At 55.3% G+C, this 22,392-nt stretch carries 16 protein-coding genes and 2 tRNA genes; 12 read left to right on the plus strand and 6 right to left on the minus strand.

Translation table 11 applies throughout. The annotated features are described in order from the left end of the window. Nucleotides 1-25: 25 nt before the first annotated feature. The gene (locus tag QK300_RS02620; protein WP_281300110.1) at nt 26-367 is read right to left on the minus strand and encodes a transcriptional regulator; all 342 of its coding nucleotides are present in this window, start codon (nt 365-367) and stop codon (nt 26-28) included. Between the two features lie 3 nt (nt 368-370). Next, complete coding sequence (locus QK300_RS02625) at nt 371-988, minus strand: hypothetical protein (RefSeq protein ID WP_281300109.1); 618 nt, start codon at nt 986-988, stop codon at nt 371-373. Between the two features lie 367 nt (nt 989-1,355). On the opposite strand from QK300_RS02625, the gene QK300_RS02630 reads away from it, so the two are divergent. The 3 genes from QK300_RS02630 (at nt 1,356) to QK300_RS02640 (ending at nt 5,791) form a co-directional block, all read left to right on the plus strand. Then, nucleotides 1,356-2,510 (plus strand): S8 family serine peptidase, encoded by a 1,155-nt coding sequence (locus QK300_RS02630; protein WP_281300108.1) that lies wholly within the window; start codon nt 1,356-1,358, stop codon nt 2,508-2,510. Nucleotides 2,511-2,709: 199 nt separating this feature from the next. Then, a complete protein-coding gene (purU, locus tag QK300_RS02635) occupies nt 2,710-3,561 on the plus strand; it encodes a formyltetrahydrofolate deformylase (protein WP_281300107.1) in 852 nt (283 codons plus the stop codon). 304 nt (nt 3,562-3,865) lie between these two features. Then, the gene (locus QK300_RS02640; RefSeq protein ID WP_281300106.1) at nt 3,866-5,791 is read left to right on the plus strand and encodes a phospholipase D-like domain-containing protein; all 1,926 of its coding nucleotides are present in this window, start codon (nt 3,866-3,868) and stop codon (nt 5,789-5,791) included. A gap of 158 nt (nt 5,792-5,949) precedes the next feature. On the opposite strand, the gene QK300_RS02645 is transcribed toward QK300_RS02640, so the two are convergent. Next, a tRNA-Asn gene (locus QK300_RS02645) sits at nt 5,950-6,025 on the minus strand. Between the two features lie 331 nt (nt 6,026-6,356). Between QK300_RS02645 and QK300_RS02650 the strand changes: the two genes are divergently transcribed. After that, nucleotides 6,357-7,091 (plus strand): PEP-CTERM sorting domain-containing protein, encoded by a 735-nt coding sequence (locus QK300_RS02650; RefSeq protein WP_281300105.1) that lies wholly within the window; start codon nt 6,357-6,359, stop codon nt 7,089-7,091. Nucleotides 7,092-7,204: 113 nt separating this feature from the next. On the opposite strand, the gene QK300_RS02655 is transcribed toward QK300_RS02650, so the two are convergent. Then, nucleotides 7,205-7,278, minus strand: a tRNA-Cys gene (locus QK300_RS02655). Nucleotides 7,279-7,432: 154 nt separating this feature from the next. Here QK300_RS02655 and QK300_RS02660 point away from each other — a divergent pair. The 5 genes from QK300_RS02660 (at nt 7,433) to QK300_RS02680 (ending at nt 14,217) form a co-directional block, all read left to right on the plus strand. Further along, nucleotides 7,433-8,137, plus strand: a complete 705-nt coding sequence (locus QK300_RS02660) for a protein-L-isoaspartate O-methyltransferase (RefSeq protein WP_281300104.1) — start codon at nt 7,433-7,435, stop codon at nt 8,135-8,137. A gap of 257 nt (nt 8,138-8,394) precedes the next feature. Further along, complete coding sequence (locus QK300_RS02665) at nt 8,395-9,807, plus strand: TolC family outer membrane protein (protein ID WP_281300103.1); 1,413 nt, start codon at nt 8,395-8,397, stop codon at nt 9,805-9,807. Nucleotides 9,808-9,967: 160 nt separating this feature from the next. Continuing rightward, nucleotides 9,968-10,525: a DUF2497 domain-containing protein gene (locus tag QK300_RS02670; RefSeq protein ID WP_281300102.1), complete on the plus strand. Its 558-nt coding sequence runs from the start codon at nt 9,968-9,970 to the stop codon at nt 10,523-10,525. A gap of 163 nt (nt 10,526-10,688) precedes the next feature. After that, complete coding sequence (locus QK300_RS02675) at nt 10,689-13,319, plus strand: valine--tRNA ligase (protein WP_348651809.1); 2,631 nt, start codon at nt 10,689-10,691, stop codon at nt 13,317-13,319. 22 nt (nt 13,320-13,341) lie between these two features. Continuing rightward, on the plus strand, nt 13,342-14,217 hold the full coding sequence (locus QK300_RS02680) for a peptidylprolyl isomerase (protein ID WP_281300100.1): 876 nt from the start codon (nt 13,342-13,344) through the stop codon (nt 14,215-14,217). 49 nt (nt 14,218-14,266) lie between these two features. Here QK300_RS02680 and mfd read toward each other — a convergent pair whose 3' ends face one another. Then, entirely contained in the window at nt 14,267-17,839 is a 3,573-nt protein-coding gene (mfd, locus tag QK300_RS02685) for a transcription-repair coupling factor (protein ID WP_281300099.1), read from the minus strand. Between the two features lie 9 nt (nt 17,840-17,848). Next, complete coding sequence (locus QK300_RS02690; RefSeq protein ID WP_042082806.1) at nt 17,849-18,142, minus strand: succinate dehydrogenase assembly factor 2; 294 nt, start codon at nt 18,140-18,142, stop codon at nt 17,849-17,851. A 195-nt stretch (nt 18,143-18,337) separates the two neighbouring features. On the opposite strand from QK300_RS02690, the gene QK300_RS02695 reads away from it, so the two are divergent. The 3 genes from QK300_RS02695 to QK300_RS02705 all read left to right on the plus strand — a co-directional run bounded on the left by QK300_RS02695 (nt 18,338) and on the right by QK300_RS02705 (nt 22,316). Continuing rightward, nucleotides 18,338-18,916 (plus strand): GNAT family protein, encoded by a 579-nt coding sequence (locus tag QK300_RS02695; RefSeq protein WP_281300098.1) that lies wholly within the window; start codon nt 18,338-18,340, stop codon nt 18,914-18,916. Between the two features lie 24 nt (nt 18,917-18,940). Continuing rightward, nucleotides 18,941-21,052 (plus strand): ATP-dependent DNA helicase RecG, encoded by a 2,112-nt coding sequence (gene recG / locus QK300_RS02700; RefSeq protein WP_281300097.1) that lies wholly within the window; start codon nt 18,941-18,943, stop codon nt 21,050-21,052. A 364-nt stretch (nt 21,053-21,416) separates the two neighbouring features. Further along, nucleotides 21,417-22,316: a PEP-CTERM sorting domain-containing protein gene (locus QK300_RS02705; protein ID WP_281300096.1), complete on the plus strand. Its 900-nt coding sequence runs from the start codon at nt 21,417-21,419 to the stop codon at nt 22,314-22,316. Nucleotides 22,317-22,392 lie beyond the last annotated feature (76 nt).

Raw genomic sequence — 22,392 nt, forward strand, 5'->3', positions numbered from 1 at the left:
GGTAGGGGCCTGATCCTAAACACGATCATGGAGGCGATTGAAGACGGTTTGCGATCAAGGCTTCAAGGGCATCGAGATGCTTGGCGAGGCGACTATGTCCGACTTCAGTCAAGCGATAGAGGCTGAGGGGCTTGCGATTACTGAATGATTTATCCACCTCAATCATCTTCTCTTGCTCAAGCCGCCGCAAATGGGCACCAAGATTACCATCGCTTTCCTCTAGAAGCGCTTTGAAACGCGCAAAAGAAAGTGTGGGTTCGCGAGAGAGCAGCACGCAGATCGCTAGTCTGCTGCGGTGTTCCAGCAGCCGGTCAAGATTTGCGAATTGGCGACTAAGGTCATCTTCGGCCAAGGGCTCATTTGGCATGGCTCATATCCTGCGGGCGAGGGCGCGCCGATCAAGCGCAGTGCCGATCAAGATGCCAAGAGCACTTGAACTGGCCAGCAAAGTTTTCGACCATTCGATGTCGAGATAAAAGGTGCCGAGCCCGCCAAGCGCCAGCCCAAGTCCAAACCAAAGCATGATATTGAGCCCATTGAGCCCGATCAGGACCAGACAGGCCGCCATGAGAATGATCTGATAATGACCGGCGATTTCAGGGTCGAGGCTAAACTGATCGGCCATCAGAGAGAAGATCAGTGTGGCAATGAGAAAGGTTGCTGCCTGATAAAAGAACTTGCGGCGTTGCGACCGATCCAGTGGCGAGGCTGTTGCCCCCGTCGCCTGTCGCCGAGCACGCACCTTTCTTTCCTGAAACAGCAACATGATCACGATGGCAGTCCCACCCGCCAGAGCGAACGTGTCCGTTATCTGCTCGCTAAGAGTGCCAGCCCGATCCAGATCAGAGAGGACGGCCAATAGCACGAGGAATATCGCGATAGAGACCGCTGCCCAAAAAGGCAGGGCATCGCACAGCATCTTTCGCTGCCGATTGATGGCGGTGCGGACATAGGCCAGATCATCGCTCAGTTTTTCGGATGTGGTCATGAGAGGTCTCCTCGCTGTCGTGATTAATTTTTAGTACTTTGTTTTATAGAGTACTAGAAATTTAAAGTCAAATCCTGAATCCTGCCGTCATCAGTGCGATGAAGAAACATCTATTGATTGTGTTTCTCAGATTATAAATGCGAAAAGACGTGTGTTGTTTGCATTGGTGTGGTGAAGTTTATATTTATGGAATTTTGTATTTTTATATTTAAATTCAGTATTTTAATAAAAATATGATGGCCATTAAAATCTCTTAATAGCTGTATTTATTTCAAAAAAATCTATTATAACGATAATGTGATTATCCTAAAGCGAGAAAAAGTGGATCAAATATTCTCCCACGAAAAACAATATATGGGAGTGTTTGATGATCAGAACGAAAACGATCGCTACTCTGTTGGCTGCTGCCTTGACGACAAGTGCAGCCATGGCCCAACAAGAGCAGAAAGCGCCGCAATTCGGTATTCCTGTGGCCTTGCAGGAAAAGGTAAAAGACAACTATATCTTTGTTTTCAAGGATGAAGTTCCCGCAAATCGGGTGGAAGGTTTGGCTCGATCCATGGCGGCGCGTGCCGGTGTGAAGGTTGGCTATATCTATAAGCATTCCATCAAGGGCTTTTCGGCCCAGATGCCGGCTTCTATGGCGGAACGCATGTCGGCCGATCCATCGGTGGATTATTATGATCATGACGGCGTTGCCTTTGTTTCCGCGCAGATCGAAGGTGTTTCGTCTGATCAGGTGGAAAGCCGCATGCAATCCACGCCGTGGGGGATCACCCGCGTTGGGGGGCCCGCCGATGGCACCAATCTGGGGAAATATGCCTTTGTCATCGATACCGGCATCGATCTCGATCACCCTGATCTGAATGTTGCCACATCGCTTAGTCGCAGCTTTGTTCCAGGCTCCAGTTCAGCCGATGATCAAAATGGCCATGGCACCCATGTGGCCGGAACCATCGCCGCCATCAATAATGGTTTTGGCGTGGTTGGTGTTGCGGCGGGTGCTCGGGTGGTTTCCGTTCGGGTGCTGAATGCGCAAGGATCGGGTGCTTTTTCCGATATCATCGCAGGCGTTGATTATGTGGCGCAGGTGGGTCTGGCAGGTGAGGTGGCCAATCTCAGCCTGGGAGGGCCAAGGAATGCCCCCTTGGATAATGCCGTTCGTAATGCGGCGGCCCGCGGTATTTTCTTCGTTCTGGCTGCGGGGAATGAATCGCAAAATGCCAATAATGTCTCACCAGCGCGCGCCAATGGAACCAATATCTACACGATTTCCGCCCATGATAGCCAGGATCGGTTCGCCAGCTTCTCGAACTTTGGCAATCCTCCGGTGGATTGTGCCGATCCGGGTGTGAGCATCCTCTCCACTTGGCTTAATGGCGGCTTCAATACCATTTCGGGTACCTCCATGGCGGCCCCCCATGCTGCCGGGATTTTCCTGATCAATAATGGTCAGGCCTTCAATGGTGGCCTTGTCACCGGCGATCCGGATGGCAATCCCGATCCGATCTGCGTTTTGTAAAACCCGTTAGCGTTTGAAAATTTTGGCCCGCTCCCGATCAAAGGGGGCGGGTTTTTATATTCAAATGCTGACTTTTCCGAATTTTTTAAAATATTCGGCCTTTTATTAAGGCTTATCATCACATAAAAGATCGTCCGGCCTATCTATGGCTAGGGCCTTCTTCATGTTTAGGGCACAATTTCAGGAGCCGGTAAGCCAGATGGATAATGAATTTGTGTTGCAGATGCGCTGCGCCGATCAGCCCGGCATTTTGGCGCGGATCACCGGCTTTTTATATGAGCGTTCGGGCGATGTGCGGGATGCGGCGCAATTTGGTGATGCCAGCACCGGGCTGTTTTTTGTGCGCATCCATTTCCGCCTGACCAATGGCGGATCGGTGGCCGAACTGCGCAAGGATTTTGGCGATTATGCCCGCTCTTTCGGGCTGGATTGGTCGATCCGCCGTTGGGAGCGACGCCTGCCGGTGATGATTGCTGTCTCTAAAGCCGGGCATTGCCTGAATGATCTGCTCCACCGCTGGAAAATAGGCGCGTTGCCGATCAGAATCATGGGGGTGATCTCCAATCATGAAACCATGCGGCCTTTGGTGGAATGGCACGATCTGCCCTTTCATTATCTGCCGGTTGATCCTGATCATCGGGCCAAACAGGAAGCGGCCATGCTGCGCCTGTTTGAAGACAGCGGGTCCGAGCTTTTGGTGCTGGCGCGCTATATGCAGGTTTTATCAAGCGATCTGTGCACCGCGCTGAATGGCCGCTGCATCAATATCCACCATTCTTTTCTCCCCAGTTTCAAGGGCGCGCGCCCCTATCATCGGGCCCATGATCTGGGGGTGAAGCTGATCGGCGCCACGGCGCATTATGTGACCCCCGATCTGGATGAGGGGCCGATCATCGAACAGGATGTGCGCAGGGTAACCCATGCCCATTCGCCGGATGATCTGGTGGCCATCGGGCGGGAAACCGAAGCCAGCGTCCTCGCCCGTGCGGTGAAATGGCATGCCGAGCGGCGGATCATGCTCAATGGCCGCAAAACCGTGGTTTTTAATTAACGGCGACGCCCCATCGGCGCGGCCCCCAAATCGTCGCCCCAGCCCCCGAACCGGGGCCCACCCTTTCCCATCCTCGCTCCTTTGAAGGATAGTTCCCGGCTATGCTTGGGATAGGGCAAGTGCCGTGCTCGTAAAAATCGGCAAGATCATGAAATCAAACCCAATGTTTTTGAATCAGGCTCACATAAAGCCAGTACAATTTATAGGAGAGTGAACAAAAATAAATAAACTCTCTTAATAAATTCAAAACAGTGAGTCACTTAATAATAGTCACCTACGGAAACAATAACGTTGGTGATTAATCATGAGATTCAAAAGAAGCACAGCCCTCAATAGTATCGTCTATTCTTTTTATACTCTTATCTGGGGTGTATCGGCACAGGCTGCGGTGCAAATCAACGAAATCGCCTGGATGGGGACGACAAGCAGCGCCTCAGATGAATGGATCGAATTATATAATGATGGTCCGCAGGCGGTCAGCCTTGATGGCTGGCAAATTCGCGCCAGTGATGGCACGCCCACTATCGCTTTGTCCGGGACGATTGCCGCAGGTGGATTTTTCCTCCTGGAGCGCACGGACGATAGCACGCTTCCACATATCGCTGCCGATCTGATCTACACCGGCGCGCTTTCGAATACGGGCGAAACCTTGAGCCTTCTCGATGCAAGCGCTGTGCTGGTGGATAGTGTCAGCGGCTGGTCGGCTGGCAATAATGACACGAAGGCGACAATGGAGCGGGTGGCGAGCGGCTGGCAGACAGCAACCGCCAGCTATGACGCTGGTTTTGGCACGCCCCGCGCCGCCAATACCGGCAGCGGATCAGGGACGCCGCAATTCCTTAATCAAGTGAGTGAAGTGCCGGGCGCTATCAATGTCTATTTCAACAAGTCGGCGCTCACCGGCTATGCCAGCCCTAGCAATGCCGCCAATCATCAGATCAATCTTGAACAAAGGCTGATAAGCCGCATCAGCGGCGCACGGACAACATTGGATGTGGCGACCTATGAGATCAATCTGCCCGGCATTGCCGATGCCATTATCGAGCGGGCGGCGGCTGGCGTTGCCGTTCGGCTGATTGCGGATTCGAAGGCGCCGTCTGATCCCGATGGCAATGAACGCTATCAGCTCATGCGTTTGACACTGGAGCGCATTCTAAGGGGAGCCGATAGGATCGTCGGCACCGCAGATGACGCGGTTTTACTGGCAGATTCCCCGATCTTTGCTGTTGAGGACAGTGCCAAGCGCATGGCTATCGGCTTGCCATCAGGCCCCATAGGGCTGCCTTTCGAGGTGCTCAATATTGGGAATGGGACGGAATCCGGCTTTGTGCTGGCCCTTGGCGAATTAAAAGCACCGGATGCCTATTATTCCGCATCAAGCCAGATGCACAACAAGTTCGTCATTGTTGATGGGGATTGGGTGTGGACCGGTTCATGGAATTTCACGCTGACCGGGCTTTATGGCTCCGAAGCCAACCGTGATGCCGGTATTCTTGATGGTAATCAGCAACATGCTCTGGAAATTCGGGATGTTGCTGTGGCCGCTGCCTTTACCGATGAATTTAACGAAATGTGGGGCAGTGCTACAATGATACCGGATCTTAATGCCAGCGATTTCCATGGTCGTAAGAGCGATAACACGCCGCATTTCTTCACGGTTGGCGGGCGCACAATAGAGGTTTATTTTTCGCCCGGCGATGGCGCTGTTGACCGTCTGACAGCTATGATTGCTGACGAAGCCGAATTCTCTGCCTATTTTGAGATTTTCGCATGGTCTGATCAGCCGCTGGTGGATGCTCTGAAGGTCAAATGGGAAGGCTCGGCTGCGGATCTCACCGGTACGCTCACCGGTTTCGACGTGCGCGGCGTCTTTGATTCGAGCTTCTGGAATCAATGGTGGTCGGCTTCCATCGAAATGACGGGCCGCACGGCATCACAAACCAGCGTCAATAATCCCAATATCCGCTGGAATAACCCGGCCCCGGTGTTTCGCGATTCCGAAACCCGCAAATTGCACGCCAAATCAATGCTTATTGATGTCTGTTCGGTCAGCGATCCTAGCGTTGTGGTCGGCTCCACCAATTGGAGTGCGAATGGCGAGGATGTGAATGACGAAAACATGGTCATCATTCATGATTATGCGGTCGCCAATCAGTTCCTGCAGCAGTTCTACGCCCGTTATCAAGCGGCTGGCGGCGATATTCCAATGCTTGCGGATTTCGATTGCTGAGATAAAGCCGGGCCGATTGTTCGCGGGTGCGCGCTATCGGCCCGCGACTTAGGGATCAAAAGGCAGCGCATCAGTGGCTATGCCGGGTGTCCCTTCAGAATGATGAGCGCTGAATGCAACAAGGGCTCAGGAGTTAAACTCCCAAGCCCTTGTTTTTTTGGCTCCCCGGGCCGGACTCGAACCAGCGACATAGTGGTTAACAGCCACTCGCTCTACCAACTGAGCTACCGGGGATCAGATCAGGCCATGGGCTTTGAAAAGCCCTGTTTGGCCAGATCAGGAAACCTGATGATCTTTGGCTGTGCAGCCAATGGCGCCCCGTATAAGACGAAAAAATTATCCTGCCAAGCCCAAGTTTCAGATTTTTTTCCGAAATTCGATATTTTGGATCAGATTGTAAAATATTCTGACAAATCGGCTTTTATGGCGTGGTTTTTGTCAGGATTTTTGACATAAAGACCATATTTTAAATAGGCGCAAACAACAAAATACTTATTTATGAATGCCTTATAGGCTTGGCACCATCATTGCATTCATAAAGTTTTAACAAAATCAGGATGGAAAGATGCATGTTTTGCTAAAAATGACGGCTGCGGCTTTGTGCGGCCTGGCCTTTTCATCGATTGTTCAGGCCATGCCTGTGTTCGATGAATTTGGTCCTTTGGATGAGGCAACCTTTGGGGGCTCTGGTATTCCCAATCAGAATGTTGCTATTTCCGGCGGGCAGGGGATAACATCGGGGCAGGATATTTTCACTCTGACGCTTGGCCTTACGGCGCATCAGCGCTTTTTCAATCCGCCCCTGAGCCATGATGGTGCCGGAACCTTTACCGCAGGCGCGGGTACCAGTTTCAGCCCCGGCGGACTTGAAGGCGCGCTTTGGAATTTCGCTTTTTTCGTTGGTGTTGAGGGGGCAACCATCGAAGATCTTGTCAATGATGGTTATTCGTTCATTCTGTCTTTTGATTTTGATCCATCTGATGCTGTTGACGCGGGCACGATCCTTTTGGATGGCGCCACGGGTTCGGTTGTGCAAGGCAGCCAGAATCTGCTGTTCTCTTTCCTCAGTGATGGTGTCCCCGGGCTTGTGTTCCCGCCTTTGGGTTCCTTTGATCCCACTATCGGGGGCTTATACAGCTTCAGCCTCACGGCTTTGAACACATCGGGCAATACGCAGGTGGACCCTGTGGTTGCGGGGATTGATGTGCGCGTTGTGGCGGTGCCGGTGCCTGCCAGCCTGCTGTTATTCGGCTTTGGCCTTTTGGCGGCGGGTGCAGCCTTTCGTCGCCGCCAGGCCTGAGGCAACAACAGCGCGGCCATTAAGGCATAGTCGAGCCAATGAAGCGCGGACCGGTCAGCCGGTTCGCGTTTTTTATGCTGCCGCCTTGATGGGAGATGTGCCCGCCTGAAAGATGGAGGCCCGGGCCGGAATCGAACCGGCGTGCAAGGATTTGCAGTCCTCTGCGTAACCACTCCGCCACCGGGCCATCAGGGGGCGAGGCGGGCATATAGCAAAGCTATCGCCCCGGCGCAATGAATAAGCGGATAAAAGCAGCAAAAGGGCGTGAGCGGGCGTTGTCAGATTTGTCGGCACTGTTTATAAGTCCTCGCCATAGGTGCTTCATGAAGGATCAATCCACAATGAGACAATCCGCTTTTCCCGCCGCCTCTCAGGGCGATATGTCCAAAGCTGCGCGTTTGGCCATGATTGCCGGGCAGATCCGCCCCAATCGTGTGTCCGATGATCAGGTGCTGGCTGCCATCGAGGCGATCCCAAGGGAATCTTTCGTGCCCAAAGCCCTGCGCGGTGTTGCTTATGTTGATGAAGATCTGGAAATTGCCGATGGCCGCTATTTGATGGAGCCGATGGTTTTCGCCCGGATGATCATGGAAGCCGAGATCAGGCCCGATGATGTGGTGCTGGATGTGGGTGCGGCTACGGGCTATTCCACGGCGGTTTTATCAAAGCTTGCGGAAACCGTTGTGGCGCTTGAGGAAGATGACGACCTGCTGACACGGGCGGGGGCGAAGCTTGCGGAATTGGGCTGCGACAATGCCGTGGTGATCAAGGGCGATCTGACAGCCGGTGCCCCCGAACAGGGGCCATTTGATGTGATCGTTTTGAATGGCGCGGTTGAATATATTCCTGATGCGCTGATCGGCCAGCTTGCCGATGGCGGGCGTTTGGTGTGTGTGCATATGCATGATGGCCTAAGCCGCGCCCATGTGATGGTCAAAAGTGGCGATGCCGTGGGCGGGCGTGATGTTTTTGATGCCTTCACGCCGCTTTTGCCGGGCTTTTCCAAGGCACCTGCCTTTCGCTTTTCATCCGATGAGATTGGATGACGGGGTATGTCTTGATGGCGCGGGATAAAAGACCAGTGTGATGACCTGTCGATTTCATGTCTTTATGTTCAGGTTTTTTAGGCTTTTATCCTTTTATGCGTAAATGGATGCTTGTTTCGCGATATCTCTTTCCGATATGGTTGGCGCACAATGCGAAGGGCGGGCTTTGAACGGGCCCGGACCAAAATCGCAAAGAAAATAAGCATGGCAGCGAGGCGGCCCGTAAAATGAAGGGCCAATCGGAGGATTTGAGCGACATGAAGATTTCCCGTTTTTTATTGGCAGCATCGGTCTTGGCCTATGGGTTGACCGGCTCTGTTCAGGCTGAAACACTGCGAGAAGCGCTGGCAACGGCCTATAACAGCAATCCCGATCTTTTGGCGGCCCGGGCGTTTCAGCGTTCCATTGATGAATCCGTACCTGCGGCGATTTCAAACTGGCGGCCATCGATCAGCGGTCAGGTGCAGATGTTTGAATCGGATATTTCATCCACCACCATCCGCTCTACCGATGGCTCGATCGTGAACGACAATGATTTTAGCGGATCCAATGATGTCTATAGTGCCCGCATTGATCAGCCGATCTTTCGCGGTCTGCGCAATTTCAATCAGTATAAAGGGGCAAAGGCCGAAGTAGAGGCCGGCCGTGCCGATCTTCTGAGTACGGAACAGCAGGTGCTGCTTGATGCCGTGACCATTTATATGGATGTGCTGCGCGATGAAGCGGTGGTCCGCCTCAATGATAATAATATCACCGTGCTCACCCGTCAGTTGGAAGCCAGCAATGATCGCTTCCGCGTGGGCGAGGTCACGCGCACGGATGTGGCGCAATCCGAAGCGGCCCTAGCCGGGGCGCGGTCCACATGGATACGCTCGCAGGCCACCCTTGATGGCAGCCGGGCCAATTATCGTCGGATCATCGGCATGTTCCCCGGAACTCTGGAAAATGCCCCGGAATTGCCGCCTTTGCCCCAAAGCGAAGATGTAGCGGTTGATGTGGCGCTGGCGGAAAATCCGCTAGTGGTCTCGGCGCGCTTCACCGAAAAGGCGACCAAATTTGATGTCAATGAAGCCAAGGGCGCGGTTTTGCCCACGGTGAGCGCCTTTGCCGATTATGCGCGCCGGGAAAGCCCGACCCTGACCTTTGACCCCTTGCCAAATACCTTCGTGGATGCAAGCAATACCAATGAAAATACCCGCTATGGCATCACCATCGATATTCCCCTTTATCAATCGGGGGCTGAATATTCGGCGGTGCGCCGGGCCAAGCAGATCAATAATCAGCGGCGCTTGCAGGTTGTCTCTGCCGAACGTCAGGTGATGCAGAATGTGCGCATTGCCTGGGCCAATTATCGGGCGTCGCAGGCCAGCATCGAAGCCACCGAAGCGCAGGTCCGGGCCAATGAAATCGCCCTTGAAGGGGTGCGTCAGGAAGCGTCTGTTGGATCGCGCACCACCTTGGATGTTTTGGATGCGGAACAAATTCTGCTCGATAGCCGGGTGAATCTGGTAACGGCGCGCCGGGATGAATATGTTGCCGGTTTTGCCGTATTGGAAGCCGTGGGCCGATTGAATGCCGCCTCACTGGCATTGCCTGTAGACCTTTACAAGCCGGAAGAATATTATAGCGACGTGAAATGGAAGATCATCGGCTGGGGAACAGGTGATTAAATTGATGCTCAAGTTCTGTTGAGGCTGGATTTTAGCAGAATTTTTTGTGATCATTAACACTCTTGCAGGTGTTTATAAGTCACCTTCGGTCTTTCACAATGAATTCTTGCTGGGGCCTTGATAATCATCAATGAATGAAACGGTCGAAAAAGAACCGACAATGGAGGAGATCCTCGCCTCGATCCGCCGCATCATTTCAGAAGATGCAGCGGAAGAGGCGGAGCAGTCTTCGGCCTTGGCTCCGGAATCCGACCCGGAGCCGGAGCCGGAGCTTGATGTGCCCGATGAGCATGAGCCCGAGCCCGAGCCGGAAATCGAATATGAGCCCGAAGTTGATTATGAACCGGAGCCCGAGCCCGAGCCCGAGCCCGAGCCCGAGGCTGATGATGAGCCGGAGCCCGAACCCGAACCAGATTATGAGCCCGAGCCCGAGCCCGAGCTGGAAGACGATGTTTTCGAGCTGACCGATTATGCGCCGCCCGAAGACGACGCTATCGTTTCACCCGATACCGAAGCGCAAACTAGCGCCCGCTTTGCGGAATTATCGGCGATGCTGGTGGGTGGCTATGAAGGGGCGGGCAATACCCTTGAAGGTTTGGTGCGGGAAATGCTCAAGCCCATGCTGCGGGCCTGGCTCGATGAAAATCTGCCCCGGATCGTTGAGGATATGGTCGAGCGGGAAGTGGCGCGCATCGCCGCGCGCGGTGGACGCAAATAGGCATCCTCGTCAGTTGCCATGCTTGTGCCGCTCAAAAGGCGATGAACCGCGATCCTCATAGCCTCTCATTGGTCTTTCTTGTGCTTTAAGTCTTTCCTCTGGCAGCCGTGCTGGCTAGAGTGCGCCCCGATCATGAAAGCCACAATGACCAGGACGGGCCGCGTTGATGGACAAGCACTATAATCCAGCCGAAATCGAACAGAAATGGTTCCCCCATTGGGAAGAAAGCGGTGCCTTCAAGGGCGGGCAGCGTCCGGGGGCCGAGCCTTATTGCATCGTGATCCCACCGCCCAATGTCACCGGTTCTTTGCATGTGGGCCATGCGCTTAATAACACTTTGCAGGATATTCTCTGTCGGTTTGAACGGCTGCGGGGCAAGGATGTGCTGTGGCAGCCCGGTGTGGATCATGCGGGCATCGCCACGCAAATGGTGGTGGAGCGCCAATTGGCCGCCGAAGGGCTGGATCGCCGGGATATGGGCCGCGAAGCCTTTCTCGAACGGGTGTGGCAGTGGAAAGAGGAATCTGGTGGCACCATCGTCAATCAATTAAAGCGTCTTGGCTCGTCGGCGGATTGGTCGCGTTCGCGCTTTACGATGGATGAAGGCTTGTCGCAGGCGGTTTTGAAGGTTTTCGTGCACTATTATCGCGAAGGGCTGATTTATCGCGATAAAAGGCTGGTGAACTGGGACCCGAAATTCCGCACGGCCATTTCCGATCTCGAGGTAGAGCCGCGCGAAGTGGATGGCTTTTTCTGGCATTTCGCCTATCCCATCGATGGCACGGATGAAACCATCACGGTCGCCACCACCCGGCCGGAAACCATGCTCGGCGACACCGCCGTGGCCGTCCATCCTGATGATGACCGCTATGCTCATTTGATCGGCAAGTTCGTGCGCCTGCCGCTCACCGATCGTCTGATCCCCATCATTGCTGATGAACATGCCGACCCCGAGCAGGGTTCGGGTGCGGTGAAAATCACCCCCGCCCATGATTTCAATGATTTCGAGGTGGGCAAACGCCATGATTTGCCGCAGATCAATATTTTCGATGAGCACGCTGCCATCAATAAAAACGCCCCCGAAAAATATCGCGGCCTGAGCCGGGAAGAGGCGCGGAAGGCCGTGGTGGCCGATCTCGATGCGCTTGGTGTGCTGGTCAAGATCGAGCCCAAGCGGATCATGATGCCCTATGGTGATCGGTCCGGCGTGGTGATCGAGCCGTGGCTCACCGATCAATGGTATGTGGATGCCAAAACCCTTGCCGAACCGGCGATCAAGGCCGTGCGCGAGGGGAAAACCCGCTTCGTGCCGGAAAACTGGACCAAGACCTATTATCAATGGATGGATAATATTCAGCCCTGGTGCATTTCGCGTCAGCTTTGGTGGGGGCATCAGATCCCGGCATGGTATGGGCCGGATGGCAGCATTTATGTTGCCTTTACAGAGGCCGAAGCGCAGGCCGAAGCCGGGCCGGATGTGCCGCTGACCCGCGATCCCGATGTGCTCGATACGTGGTTTTCCTCCGCCCTTTGGCCGTTTTCCACGCTGGGCTGGCCCGATGAAACGCCGGAAGTGCAGCGCTTTTATCCCACGGCGACCCTTGTTACCGCCTTTGATATCATCTTTTTCTGGGTTGCCCGGATGATGATGGCGGGCCTCCATTTCATGGATGAAGTACCCTTTCGCACGGTTTATATCACCTCGCTGGTGCGCGATGAAAAGGGTGAGAAGATGTCGAAATCCAAGGGGAATGTGATCGATCCTCTGGATTTCATCAATCAATATGGCGCCGATGCCCTGCGCTTTACCATGGCCTCGCTGGAAACGCAGGGCCGGGATATCAAGCTTGCGGAAAGCCGGGTGGAAGGCTATCGCAATTTTGGCACCAAATTGTGGAATGCCGCCCGCTTTTGCGAGATGAACGGCATTGGCGGCTCGGCGGATATCCTGCCGCCAAAGGCCGATCTGGCGGTTAATCGCTGGATCATCGGCGAGGTGGGCAGAACCGCACAGGCCGTGACCCAATCCTTGGATGCGTTCCGCTTCGATGGTGCGGCCAATGCCATTTATCATTTCACATGGGGCAGCTTTTGCGATTGGTATGTGGAGTTGATCAAGCCCGTGCTTTTGGGGGATGATGGCCCGGAAAAGGATGAAACCCGGGCGGTGGCGGGCTGGGTTCTGGATCAGATTCTGGTGTTGTTGCACCCGTTCATGCCCTTTATCACCGAAGAATTATGGCATGGGCTTTTTGCGGGTGAGCGTGGCGATCTGATCAATGCCCGCTGGCCCAAAATCGGGGCCGATGCGGTGGATGGGGCGGCATTCGCCGAAATCAACTGGCTGATCAGCCTGATCAGCGCCATTCGCTCCGCACGATCCGAAGCCAATGTGCCCGCAGGCGCAAAGCTGCAGGTTCTGTTGCAAGAAAAAGATGCGCGCAAGCTGTCTTGGCTCCGCTTGCATCGCGATCTGATCATGCGGATGAGCCGTCTGGCGGATATTGCCATCAGCGATGAATTGCCGGGCAAAGGGGCGGTGCAATTCATTGTGGAGGGGACGAGCGGGGCCATTCCGCTGGAAGGGGTCATCGATATTGCTGAAGAAACGGCGCGGATTGCCAAAGCGATTGCTAAGATCGAGGGTGAGATCAAGGCCTTGTCCGGTCGCCTGTCGAACGAGAAATTTGTTTCCAATGCACCGGCCGAGGTGGTGGCAGAGGCCCGCGCGCGATTGGAACAGGAGCGTGAAACCCTTGATAAACTGCGTGCGGCCAAAAACCGTTTGGCATAAGTTTCGGGAAAGGACAGCCTTTATGGTCGCTCAAGCGTTTAAAGCAGGGCTCGTCTTCAGAGGCGCTCTGGCCGCTTTTTGTCTGATCGTGTCTGGCGCGATGATGCCCGCTGCGGCACAGGATGATGTGTGGCGGCCCCTTGATCCGGAAAACGCGCTTTATCTGGAAATGGAGCGGGGCCGGGTGATCATCGAGCTTGCCCCCGATCTTGCCCCCCAAAATGTGGCGCAGTTAAAAAAGCTGGTGCGCGAAGGCCGCTATGAAAACAGCAGCTTTTATCGGGTGATTGAAAATTTCGTGGCGCAGGCCGGGCTGCAGGGCAGGGCGGATGATATCGCCCCGGTGGTGGCAGAATTTGAATGGGATGTGGGCCGGCTCGACGGTTTTTCGCCAATAGAAACTGATGATCCCTACGCCCCCATAACGGGTTTTTACAAAGGCTTTCCCCTGGGCCGGGATGCCGGGATGGCGCGGGAATGGGCGATCCATTGCCCTGCTGTGATGGCCATGGCGCGGGGCAATGAAGCCGGTTCGGCGACATCGGAATTCTATATCAATATCGGGCAGGCGCCGCGCCATCTTGATCGCAATTTAACGGTGATTGGCCGGGTGCTCATGGGGATGCGCTTCATCGAAGGGGCCCATCGTGGCAATCGTGATATCAATGGCGGGGTGATCGCGGATCGCATGCTGCAAACGCCGATCAAATCCATGGCTATCGCCGCTGATCTGCCACCGGCCGAGCGCACAAGGCTTGAAGTGATCAATACCTCCCATCCGCGCTTTCTGGCGCAGGTCGAAGCCTTGCGCAATCGTACGGGGGATTTCTGGAAACACCGCCCATCGGGGATGATCGATATCTGCACCGTGCCGGTCAGCATTCGCCCCGGAAATTAAAAGAGGAAATTAAGTTCAGAATTTTTGGCGGCCATCAGTAGCCGCTTTTTCAGGCGGCCGCCTTGGTTTTGCGCAGTTTTGCCAATCCGCGCACAAGCTGCAAAACGATCTTCAGCCGCCGGTTCACATCTTCGGCCCGGGCCAGATAAACCAGCTTGTGATCGGGGCGCAATTTGGCGGTGATTGTTTGTTTTGAAATGAATTCGACCAGACCGGCGGGATTATCGAAATGATCGCGATGAAAGCTGATGGTGATGCCTTTGGGTCCGGCATCGGCCTTTGAAATGCCCGCACGGATACAGGCAATCTTGATCTCGATCACCGCCAGAAGCTGTTCCACCTCTGCAGGGATCGGGCCGAAACGATCAATCAGTTCGGCGGCAAAGCCATCGATTTCCGCTTTCGATCCCAGATCGGCAATGCGCCGATAAAGGGCCATGCGCAGATTGAGATCTTCCACATAGCGTTCGGGGATGAGCACGCTGGCCCCCACATTGATCTGTGGCGAAAGGGCCGCGTGGCTTTCGTCCTCCGCGCTCGCCCCGCCGGTGCGGGCTTCGGCCACCGCTTCTTCCAGCATCTGCTGATAAAGCTCGACCCCCACCTCGCGGATATGGCCCGATTGTTCATCGCCCAAAAGATTACCCGCCCCGCGAATATCCATATCATGGCTGGCAAGGCTGAAACCGGCCCCCAGAGTATCAAGGGATTGCAGCACCTCAAGCCGCTTTTGGGCACCTGTGGTCATCATTTTATTGGCGGGGTATGTGAGATAGGCATAAGCGCGGGTTTTCGAGCGGCCCACCCGGCCACGCAACTGATAAAGCTGCGCCAGCCCAAACATATCGGCCCGGTGGATGATCAGGGTATTGGCGCGGGGGATATCCAGCCCCGATTCGACGATGGTGGTGGAGAGCAGAATATCATAGCGCCCCTCATAGAACGAGGTCATGGTATCTTCGATCTGGCCGGGGGGCATCTGGCCATGGGCTGTGATGAATTTCACTTCCGGCACATTGTTTTTCAAAAAAGCGGCGGCCTCTTCCAGATCGGCAATGCGCGGCACCACATAAAAGCTTTGACCACCCCGGAAATGCTCGCGCAGAAGGGCTTCGCGGATGATCATGTCATCAAAAGGCGAGATAAAGGTGCGCACGGCCAGACGATCCACCGGCGGGGTGGCGATCAGCGAAAGATCGCGGATGCCCGACATGGCAAGCTGCAAAGTGCGCGGAATGGGGGTGGCGGTCAGGGTCAGCACATGCACATCGGCCTTGATCTGCTTCAGCTTTTCCTTGTGACCCACGCCGAAATGCTGCTCTTCATCAATGATCAAAAGTCCAAGGCGCTTGAAGCTGATGGTTTTGCTTAAAAGCGCATGGGTGCCGATGATGATATCCACCGTGCCATCACGCAGGCCTTCCTTGGTGGCCTTCACATCCTTGGCAGAGACCAGCCGCGAGATCTGTTCCACCCTGATGGGCAATCCCCGAAAACGTTCGGTAAAGCCCTGATAATGCTGACGGGCAAGGAGGGTGGTGGGGGCAATGATCGCCACCTGATGGCCCGACATGGCCGCGATGAACGCGGCGCGCAGGGCCACTTCGGTTTTGCCAAAGCCCACATCGCCGCAGATCAGCCTGTCCATCGGTTTGCCGGACAGCAGATCGTTGGTGACATCCTCGATGGCGCGCAACTGATCTTCGGTTTCGGCATAAGGAAAGCGGGCGGCAAATTCATCATAAAGGCCGGTGGGGGCTTCAAGCTGTTCGGCCTGTTTCATGGCCCGGGCGGCGGCGATCTTGATCAATTCTTCGGCCATATCGCGGATGCGCTTTTTCATCCGCGCTTTTTTCGCCTGCCAGGCATGGCCGCCCAGCTTATCCAATTCACCGCCCATCTCTTCAGAGCCATAGCGCGTCAGCACATCGATATTTTCGACCGGCACGAAAAGCTTATCGCCATCGCGATAGACAAGGGCGACGCAATCATGGGGCGCGCCCGAAACCTCGATCATATGCAGGCCGATGAACCGCCCCACCCCATGATCGGAATGAACGACGAGATCGCCCGGTGAAAGGGATGACGCATCGCGCAGGAAATCTTCGGCACGACGGCTTTTGCGGCCCTTGCGGATCAGGCGATCCCCCAAAAGATCCTGTTCGGTGATGAGCACCAGATCGGGGGTTTCAAAGCCATGCTCCAAAGCCAGAACCACCAGCACCAGTTGATGGGCGGGCAGGCGGCTCACATCCTGCCAGCTATCGGCGATTGCGGTTTCCACCATGCCATGATCGGCCAGCACCATTTTCATGCGCTGGCGGGCCCCATCGGAATAAGCGGCGATCATCACCCGCTTTTTCTGTTTCAGGCAGGCGCGCACATGATCGCGTAGGCATTCATAAACATTGAGTTCGCGATTGAGCCGCTCGGGCGCGAAATCGCGCCCCGATTTACCATGAAAATTGATCAGATCGGCGCCATCTTCGGCGGCAAAGGGCGAGGCAAGGCGGGCAGCGCGTTCATCAAGCAGATCATCCCATTCATCATGGGCCAGATAAAGCTTTGCGGGGGGCAGGGGCTTATAGGGCGATGACAGGGATTGCGGGGCCGAGGATATTGAGGCTGAGCCGGCGGCGGATTTTTTGCTGGCGGCCTGTTCCTTGCGGCTTTGGTGATAATCACGAATGGCTTCAAAGCGGCGCTTCGCGGCTTCGGGAACCTGATGATCAAGGGTGAGCAGCGCGCCGGGCAGATAATCGAACAGGGTTTCCATGCGATCATGAAACAGGGGCAGCCAATGTTCGGCCCCTTGATAGGCGCGCCCTTCGCTGATCGCTTCATAAAGCGGATCATGCTCGCTCACGGCCCCAAAGCTTTCCACATAAGCGCGGCGAAAACGCTTGATCGTGTCGGGTTCAAGGGAAAATTCAGCCAGCGGCCGCAAATCAAGGCTCTCAAGATTTCCGGTGGTGCGTTGGCTCAAGGGATCAAAAGTCCGCAATTGATCAAGCTCATCACCGAAAAGATCGAGCCGCACCGGCTGTTCGGCATCGGCCGGGAAAATATCGATCAGGCCGCCCCGCTGGGCAAATTCGCCCGGCTCGGTTACCTGGCTGGCGCGGCTATAGCCACTGCGGCTGAGAAAGGCGATCAGGGCTTCGGTATCGATGCGCTGGCCCAGCTTAGCGGCAAAGCTTTTTCCGCTGACAAAGCTGCGCGATGGCACGCGCTGGGTGGCGGCGGCAATGGTGGTGAGCACGATCTGTGGGGGAAAAGGCTGGCCCTGCTTTTTGGCTTCAGCTTGTGTTTGCCGGGCAAGGGTGCTGAGCGCGGCCATTCTGCGGGCCATGATCGCCCCATTGGGGGAAACCCGATCATAAGGCAGGCAATCCCATGCGGGCACGCTAACAATATCAATATCGGGGGCAAAAAAGGCGATCTGATCGGCGAGTTCGGACAGGCGTTTGTCCTCGCGGGCGATGTGCAGGATCGGCACCCGCCCCAGAGTGGAGGCGGCCACGCGCGCCAGATCCGCTAAGATAAGGGCATCATAGCCTTCGGGCACCCCGGCAAGGGTTTTGCGGCGATCAGCAATCAATAATGAGGAAAAATCGGCCATGACTTGGGATCAATCCCCGATTTTCACATAATCGAGCTTTTGCATCAGCCGCATCAGCTTGGTATCGAAAAGGGCCGGGATGGGCTCGGATTTCATGATCCAGGCGAGGATATCGCGGTCGCTTTCTTCCAAAAGCCGCTCAAACCACGCAAGGGTTTCCTGATCCCAGCCTGCTACATGATCGCGGACAAAATGGCCCAGAATGATATCCGCTTCCTTCACGCCCCGATGCCAGGCCCGGAAAACCAGCCTTTTTCTGCGTGTTTCCAGATCAAGATCATCATTGGGAAGCGTTTCGGCCATGGGGTTCACATTCGGCTGAAGATGAAAAAATGCGCCGCGCTATTCTGGCGGCGTGGCGGCGGACTATAAAAGCCGGATGCCTGTGGGTCCAGCCTCAAAGCAGTGGAAACTGTGATCAAAGGCGCTTGCCATCCAGATGCGGTCAGCACAGGATGGACGCCAAAAAGTTCTGGATAAAAAAGGGGGAAGATTCGCATGACCCTATCGACATTGGAGAAAAATGCCCGGCTTCTGATCAGGCCGGTATCAAAGCAGGATATTCCGGCCCTGATCGGTACCCGCGTGGATAAAAAAACCAATCGCTATACCGGCTGGGATCATCCCGATACCGAAGGCTGGGTGCGGGAGATGGTGGCGGAAATGGAGTCTAAATCGCCCGGGGAGGATGGACCTTCGGGGACCTGGTATCAATATGCCATCGTCGATCGTTCAAGCGGTGAAACAGCGGGGGATATCGGGGTGGGTTTTGGCATTCCGGGGCCGCAACAGGCCGAGATCGGTTATCGCTTGCTCGACAGTTTTCAAGGGCGCGGGCTGGCGGGTGAAGCGGTGGGCATCATGGTGGATCATCTGTTCGCTGATATGGGGCTGCATCGCCTGACGGCGGCGGTGGTAGCGCCCAATCAACCTTCGATCAGGCTTTTGGAAGCGCTTGGTTTCCGTCGCGAAGGGGTGTTCAGAAAGTCTTTCCTGTGCGATGGGGAATGGCTGGATGATTATTTTTATGCCCTGCTCAATGAAGAATGGCGGGGGGCCCGTGTCCCACGGGGCTGATTTCGCTGATCGTGGGAAATGTTTATGCGCCCATCCGTTTTATTTCCGCTGTTTGCCGATGTGATCAGGTTGCCCGGCATTGGTCCGCGCAATCAGGCCCTCTATCAGCGCCTGTGCGGGGATCGGGTGATCGATCTATTGTGGCATCTGCCGATAGGGCTGGTGGACAGGCGGGCCCGCCCCCGGATCGCTGAAATTAATGAGGGGGAAATCGTCACCCTCAATGTGGTGGTCGATCAGCATCAACCTGCCGCGGCCCAGAGCAAAACCCAAAGGGTGCTGGTGCGCGATGACAGTGGTTTTCTGACACTGGTTTTTTTCCATGCGCGCGGGGATTGGCTGGCGCGCAGCCTGCCGGTGGGCGAGGAGAGGCTGATTTCGGGCCGGGTCGAGATCTTTCAGGGTCGCCCCCAGATCACCCATCCCGATTATATCCTAAAGCCGCAAGATGCCGACCAGATGCCGCTTTTGGAGCCTTTATATCCCCTGACCCAGGGGCTGGGGCAAAAGCAGCTCCGCAAAGCCCTGATCGGGGCGATGGATGCCATACCAAACGTGCCTGAATGGCTGGATGCGGCACTTTTGGATCGTGAAAACTGGCCCGCATGGCCGGTGGCGATCAAACAGGCGCACCAACCGCAAACGACGGATGATCTTGATCCCCAAAGCCCGAACCGGCGGCGCCTGGCTTTCGATGAGCTGTTTGCCCATCAACTGGCTTTGGGGCTGGTGCGGCATCGATCCCGGCGGCGAAAGGGGCGGGCCTTAGAGGCCAATGCCGCCGATCAGCAAAAAATCCTCGATGCCTTGCCCTGGCCGCTGACCGGCGATCAAAGGCGGGCGCTGGATGAAATCCTGTCTGATCTGGCACGGCCCGAAGCCATGCTGCGGCTGGTGCAGGGGGATGTGGGATCGGGCAAGACGATCATCGCCTTTCTGGCCATGGCGGCGGCTGTGGGGGCGCGGGTGGGAGGGATTAAAGATCGCGCAGGCTTGCAGGCGGCGATGCTCGCCCCTACCGAAATTCTGGCGCGGCAGCATCTCGATGCCCTCAGCCCCTTGGCCGAAGCGGCAGGCTTGCGGCTCGGCTTTTTGAGCGGGCGGGTGAAGGGCCGGGCGCGGGCCGATGTTCTGGCGGCATTGGAGCGGGGCGAGATTGATATTCTCATCGGCACCCATGCTCTGCTCACCACCGATGTGCAGTTTCATGATCTGGCTTTGGTGGTGGTGGATGAGCAGCACCGCTTCGGGGTGTTTCAAAGGCTGGCGCTGGCCGAAAAGGCGGGCCATGCGGTGGATGTGCTGGTGATGACCGCCACCCCCATTCCGCGCACCCTCACTTTGGGGCTTTATGGCGATATGGATGTGAGCCGGATCGTTGAAAAACCACCCGGTAGAAAGCCCATCGATACGCGCGTGATCTCGCTTGATCGGCTCGATGCGGTGGTGGATGGGATCGGGCGGGCGATGCAGGCGGGGGCGCAGATCTATTGGGTTTGCCCTTTGGTTGAAGAATCGGAAAAAAGCGATCTGGCCGCTGCCGAAGATCGCCATGCCCATTTGCAGCAGATGTTCGGACCAAAAGTGGGGCTGGTGCATGGGCGGATGAAGGCAGCAGAAAAAGATGCCGTGATGGCGGATTTCAAGGCCGGGGCGCTTGCAATTCTGGTGGCGACAACGGTGATCGAGGTGGGGGTGGATGTGCCCAATGCCACGATCATGGTGATCGAACATGCCGAGCGGTTTGGGCTGGCGCAATTGCATCAGTTGCGGGGCCGGGTGGGGCGGGGTGAGGCGGCATCCACCTGTCTGCTTTTGCGCGCCGCCGATGCGGGTGAGGTGGCCCGCACCCGGCTTAATATCATGCGCGAAACCGAGGATGGCTTTGTGCTGGCGGAAGAAGATTTGCGCCTGCGCGGTGCGGGCGATGTGCTGGGCACCCGCCAATCGGGCCTGCCGGATTTTCGTTTGGCCGATCTGGAATCCCATGGCGATCTGATGGCGATGGCGCGCGATCATGCCCGCCTTGTGATGACCCGCGATCCCGAACTGAAAGGCCCGCGTGGCGAAGCTTTACGGGTGTTGCTCTATTTATTCGAGCGCGATGCGGCGGTGAAATATCTCAAAAGCGGCTGAAGATTTGGGATCATAATGGCGTGGGAAAAGATATCTGGGGTTGATCTGTAAAATATTTTTACAGGCTCGATCTTTGTCAATTTCCCAAGATAGCCCCGCTAAGCGCCTTATTTTTAAACAGAAAATTAATCATTTCGCCATCCCACCGGCCAAATGGCCTGAAAACCCCGGAAAGCAGGTCGTGAAGCTGTCAGAATATTTATCACTTTGCGGATTTTCAAATCGTCCCTACAGCATAAATCATTGAATTATATATATTTATATTTCTGGCACGGGATGTGCATCCATTCGGGCATGACTGACCCCTCGGCGTGTCGGAACAAATGTGGGGCGGGTGTGTAACGTGGTTTTAAGGAGAGAGAAGATGTTGAAAAAAATAGCTCAATTAGGGGTGCCTGCGCTGCTTATGGCCACCCTTTCTTTTGGTTCGGCGCATGCGCTTCCCACGTCTTTATTCGATTTTGGTGGAAGCACCGTTTTTGAAGATGATAGTGGCGAATTTGTCCTGCGCCAGCAGCAGGATGGTTCTTTTGCGCCGGTTTTGGGCGAAGTTCAAATCGGGGATATTTTTGGTGGGGTGATCGATATTTCCAGTATCGGTGGCACGACATTGGATACCCTTAATACCGAAATCACCGGGGTGTTTTTGACCCGGGTTCAGGCCATCAGCAGAATTGGCATATCGGATGTGCAGACCACGGCGGGGTTTGAAGATTTTACCAGTGCCACTTTTGATTTCGAAGCGGTCGATCCAAATCTGTTTACCGCCCTTTTCGGGATTGCCGCTCCGGCTGCGGGCACGTCAACGATGCTTTACGAAGACACCAGCAATAATTTCTCATTCTTTGCTGATGATATCGGCAATATCGCAGGATCCATCGCTACGGCTGTTGATGGCACGCCCTTTTTGACCGCAGGCTTTGGCAATGGTTCTGTGTTCAGATCCAATAATGTGCCTTTGAACACCACCACCTTCGGCGGTGTTGGGATCACGGGGAACCCCATTCCTGGAGTGTCTTCACTGGGTACATTTTTATTCAATCTGGAAGTGACTCAATATTTTGGTCCCGGTCAATTGTTGAGCAATCAGATTTTCGGCAGCGGCAGTCTGCAATTCCCCACCACGCAAAATGGCGGCAATGTGTTTCCGGTGCAGGATGATCTTCAGTTCAGCATTCAGGTTCCTGTTCCTGCCACCCTTGGTTTCATGGGTCTTGGGCTTCTGGGCCTTGGCCTGATCGGGCGTCGCCGCAAAAGCATCTGATTGCGGCTTTTACCCAGCTTGGTAAAAAACCCCTCGAAGCAACTGGCTTCGGGGGGTTTTGCTATGGGCGCTTAAA

The organism is Iodidimonas sp. MBR-22 (genome assembly GCF_029946565.1).
In the GTDB taxonomy this organism is placed as follows: domain Bacteria; phylum Pseudomonadota; class Alphaproteobacteria; order Sphingomonadales; family Rhodothalassiaceae; genus Iodidimonas; species Iodidimonas nitroreducens.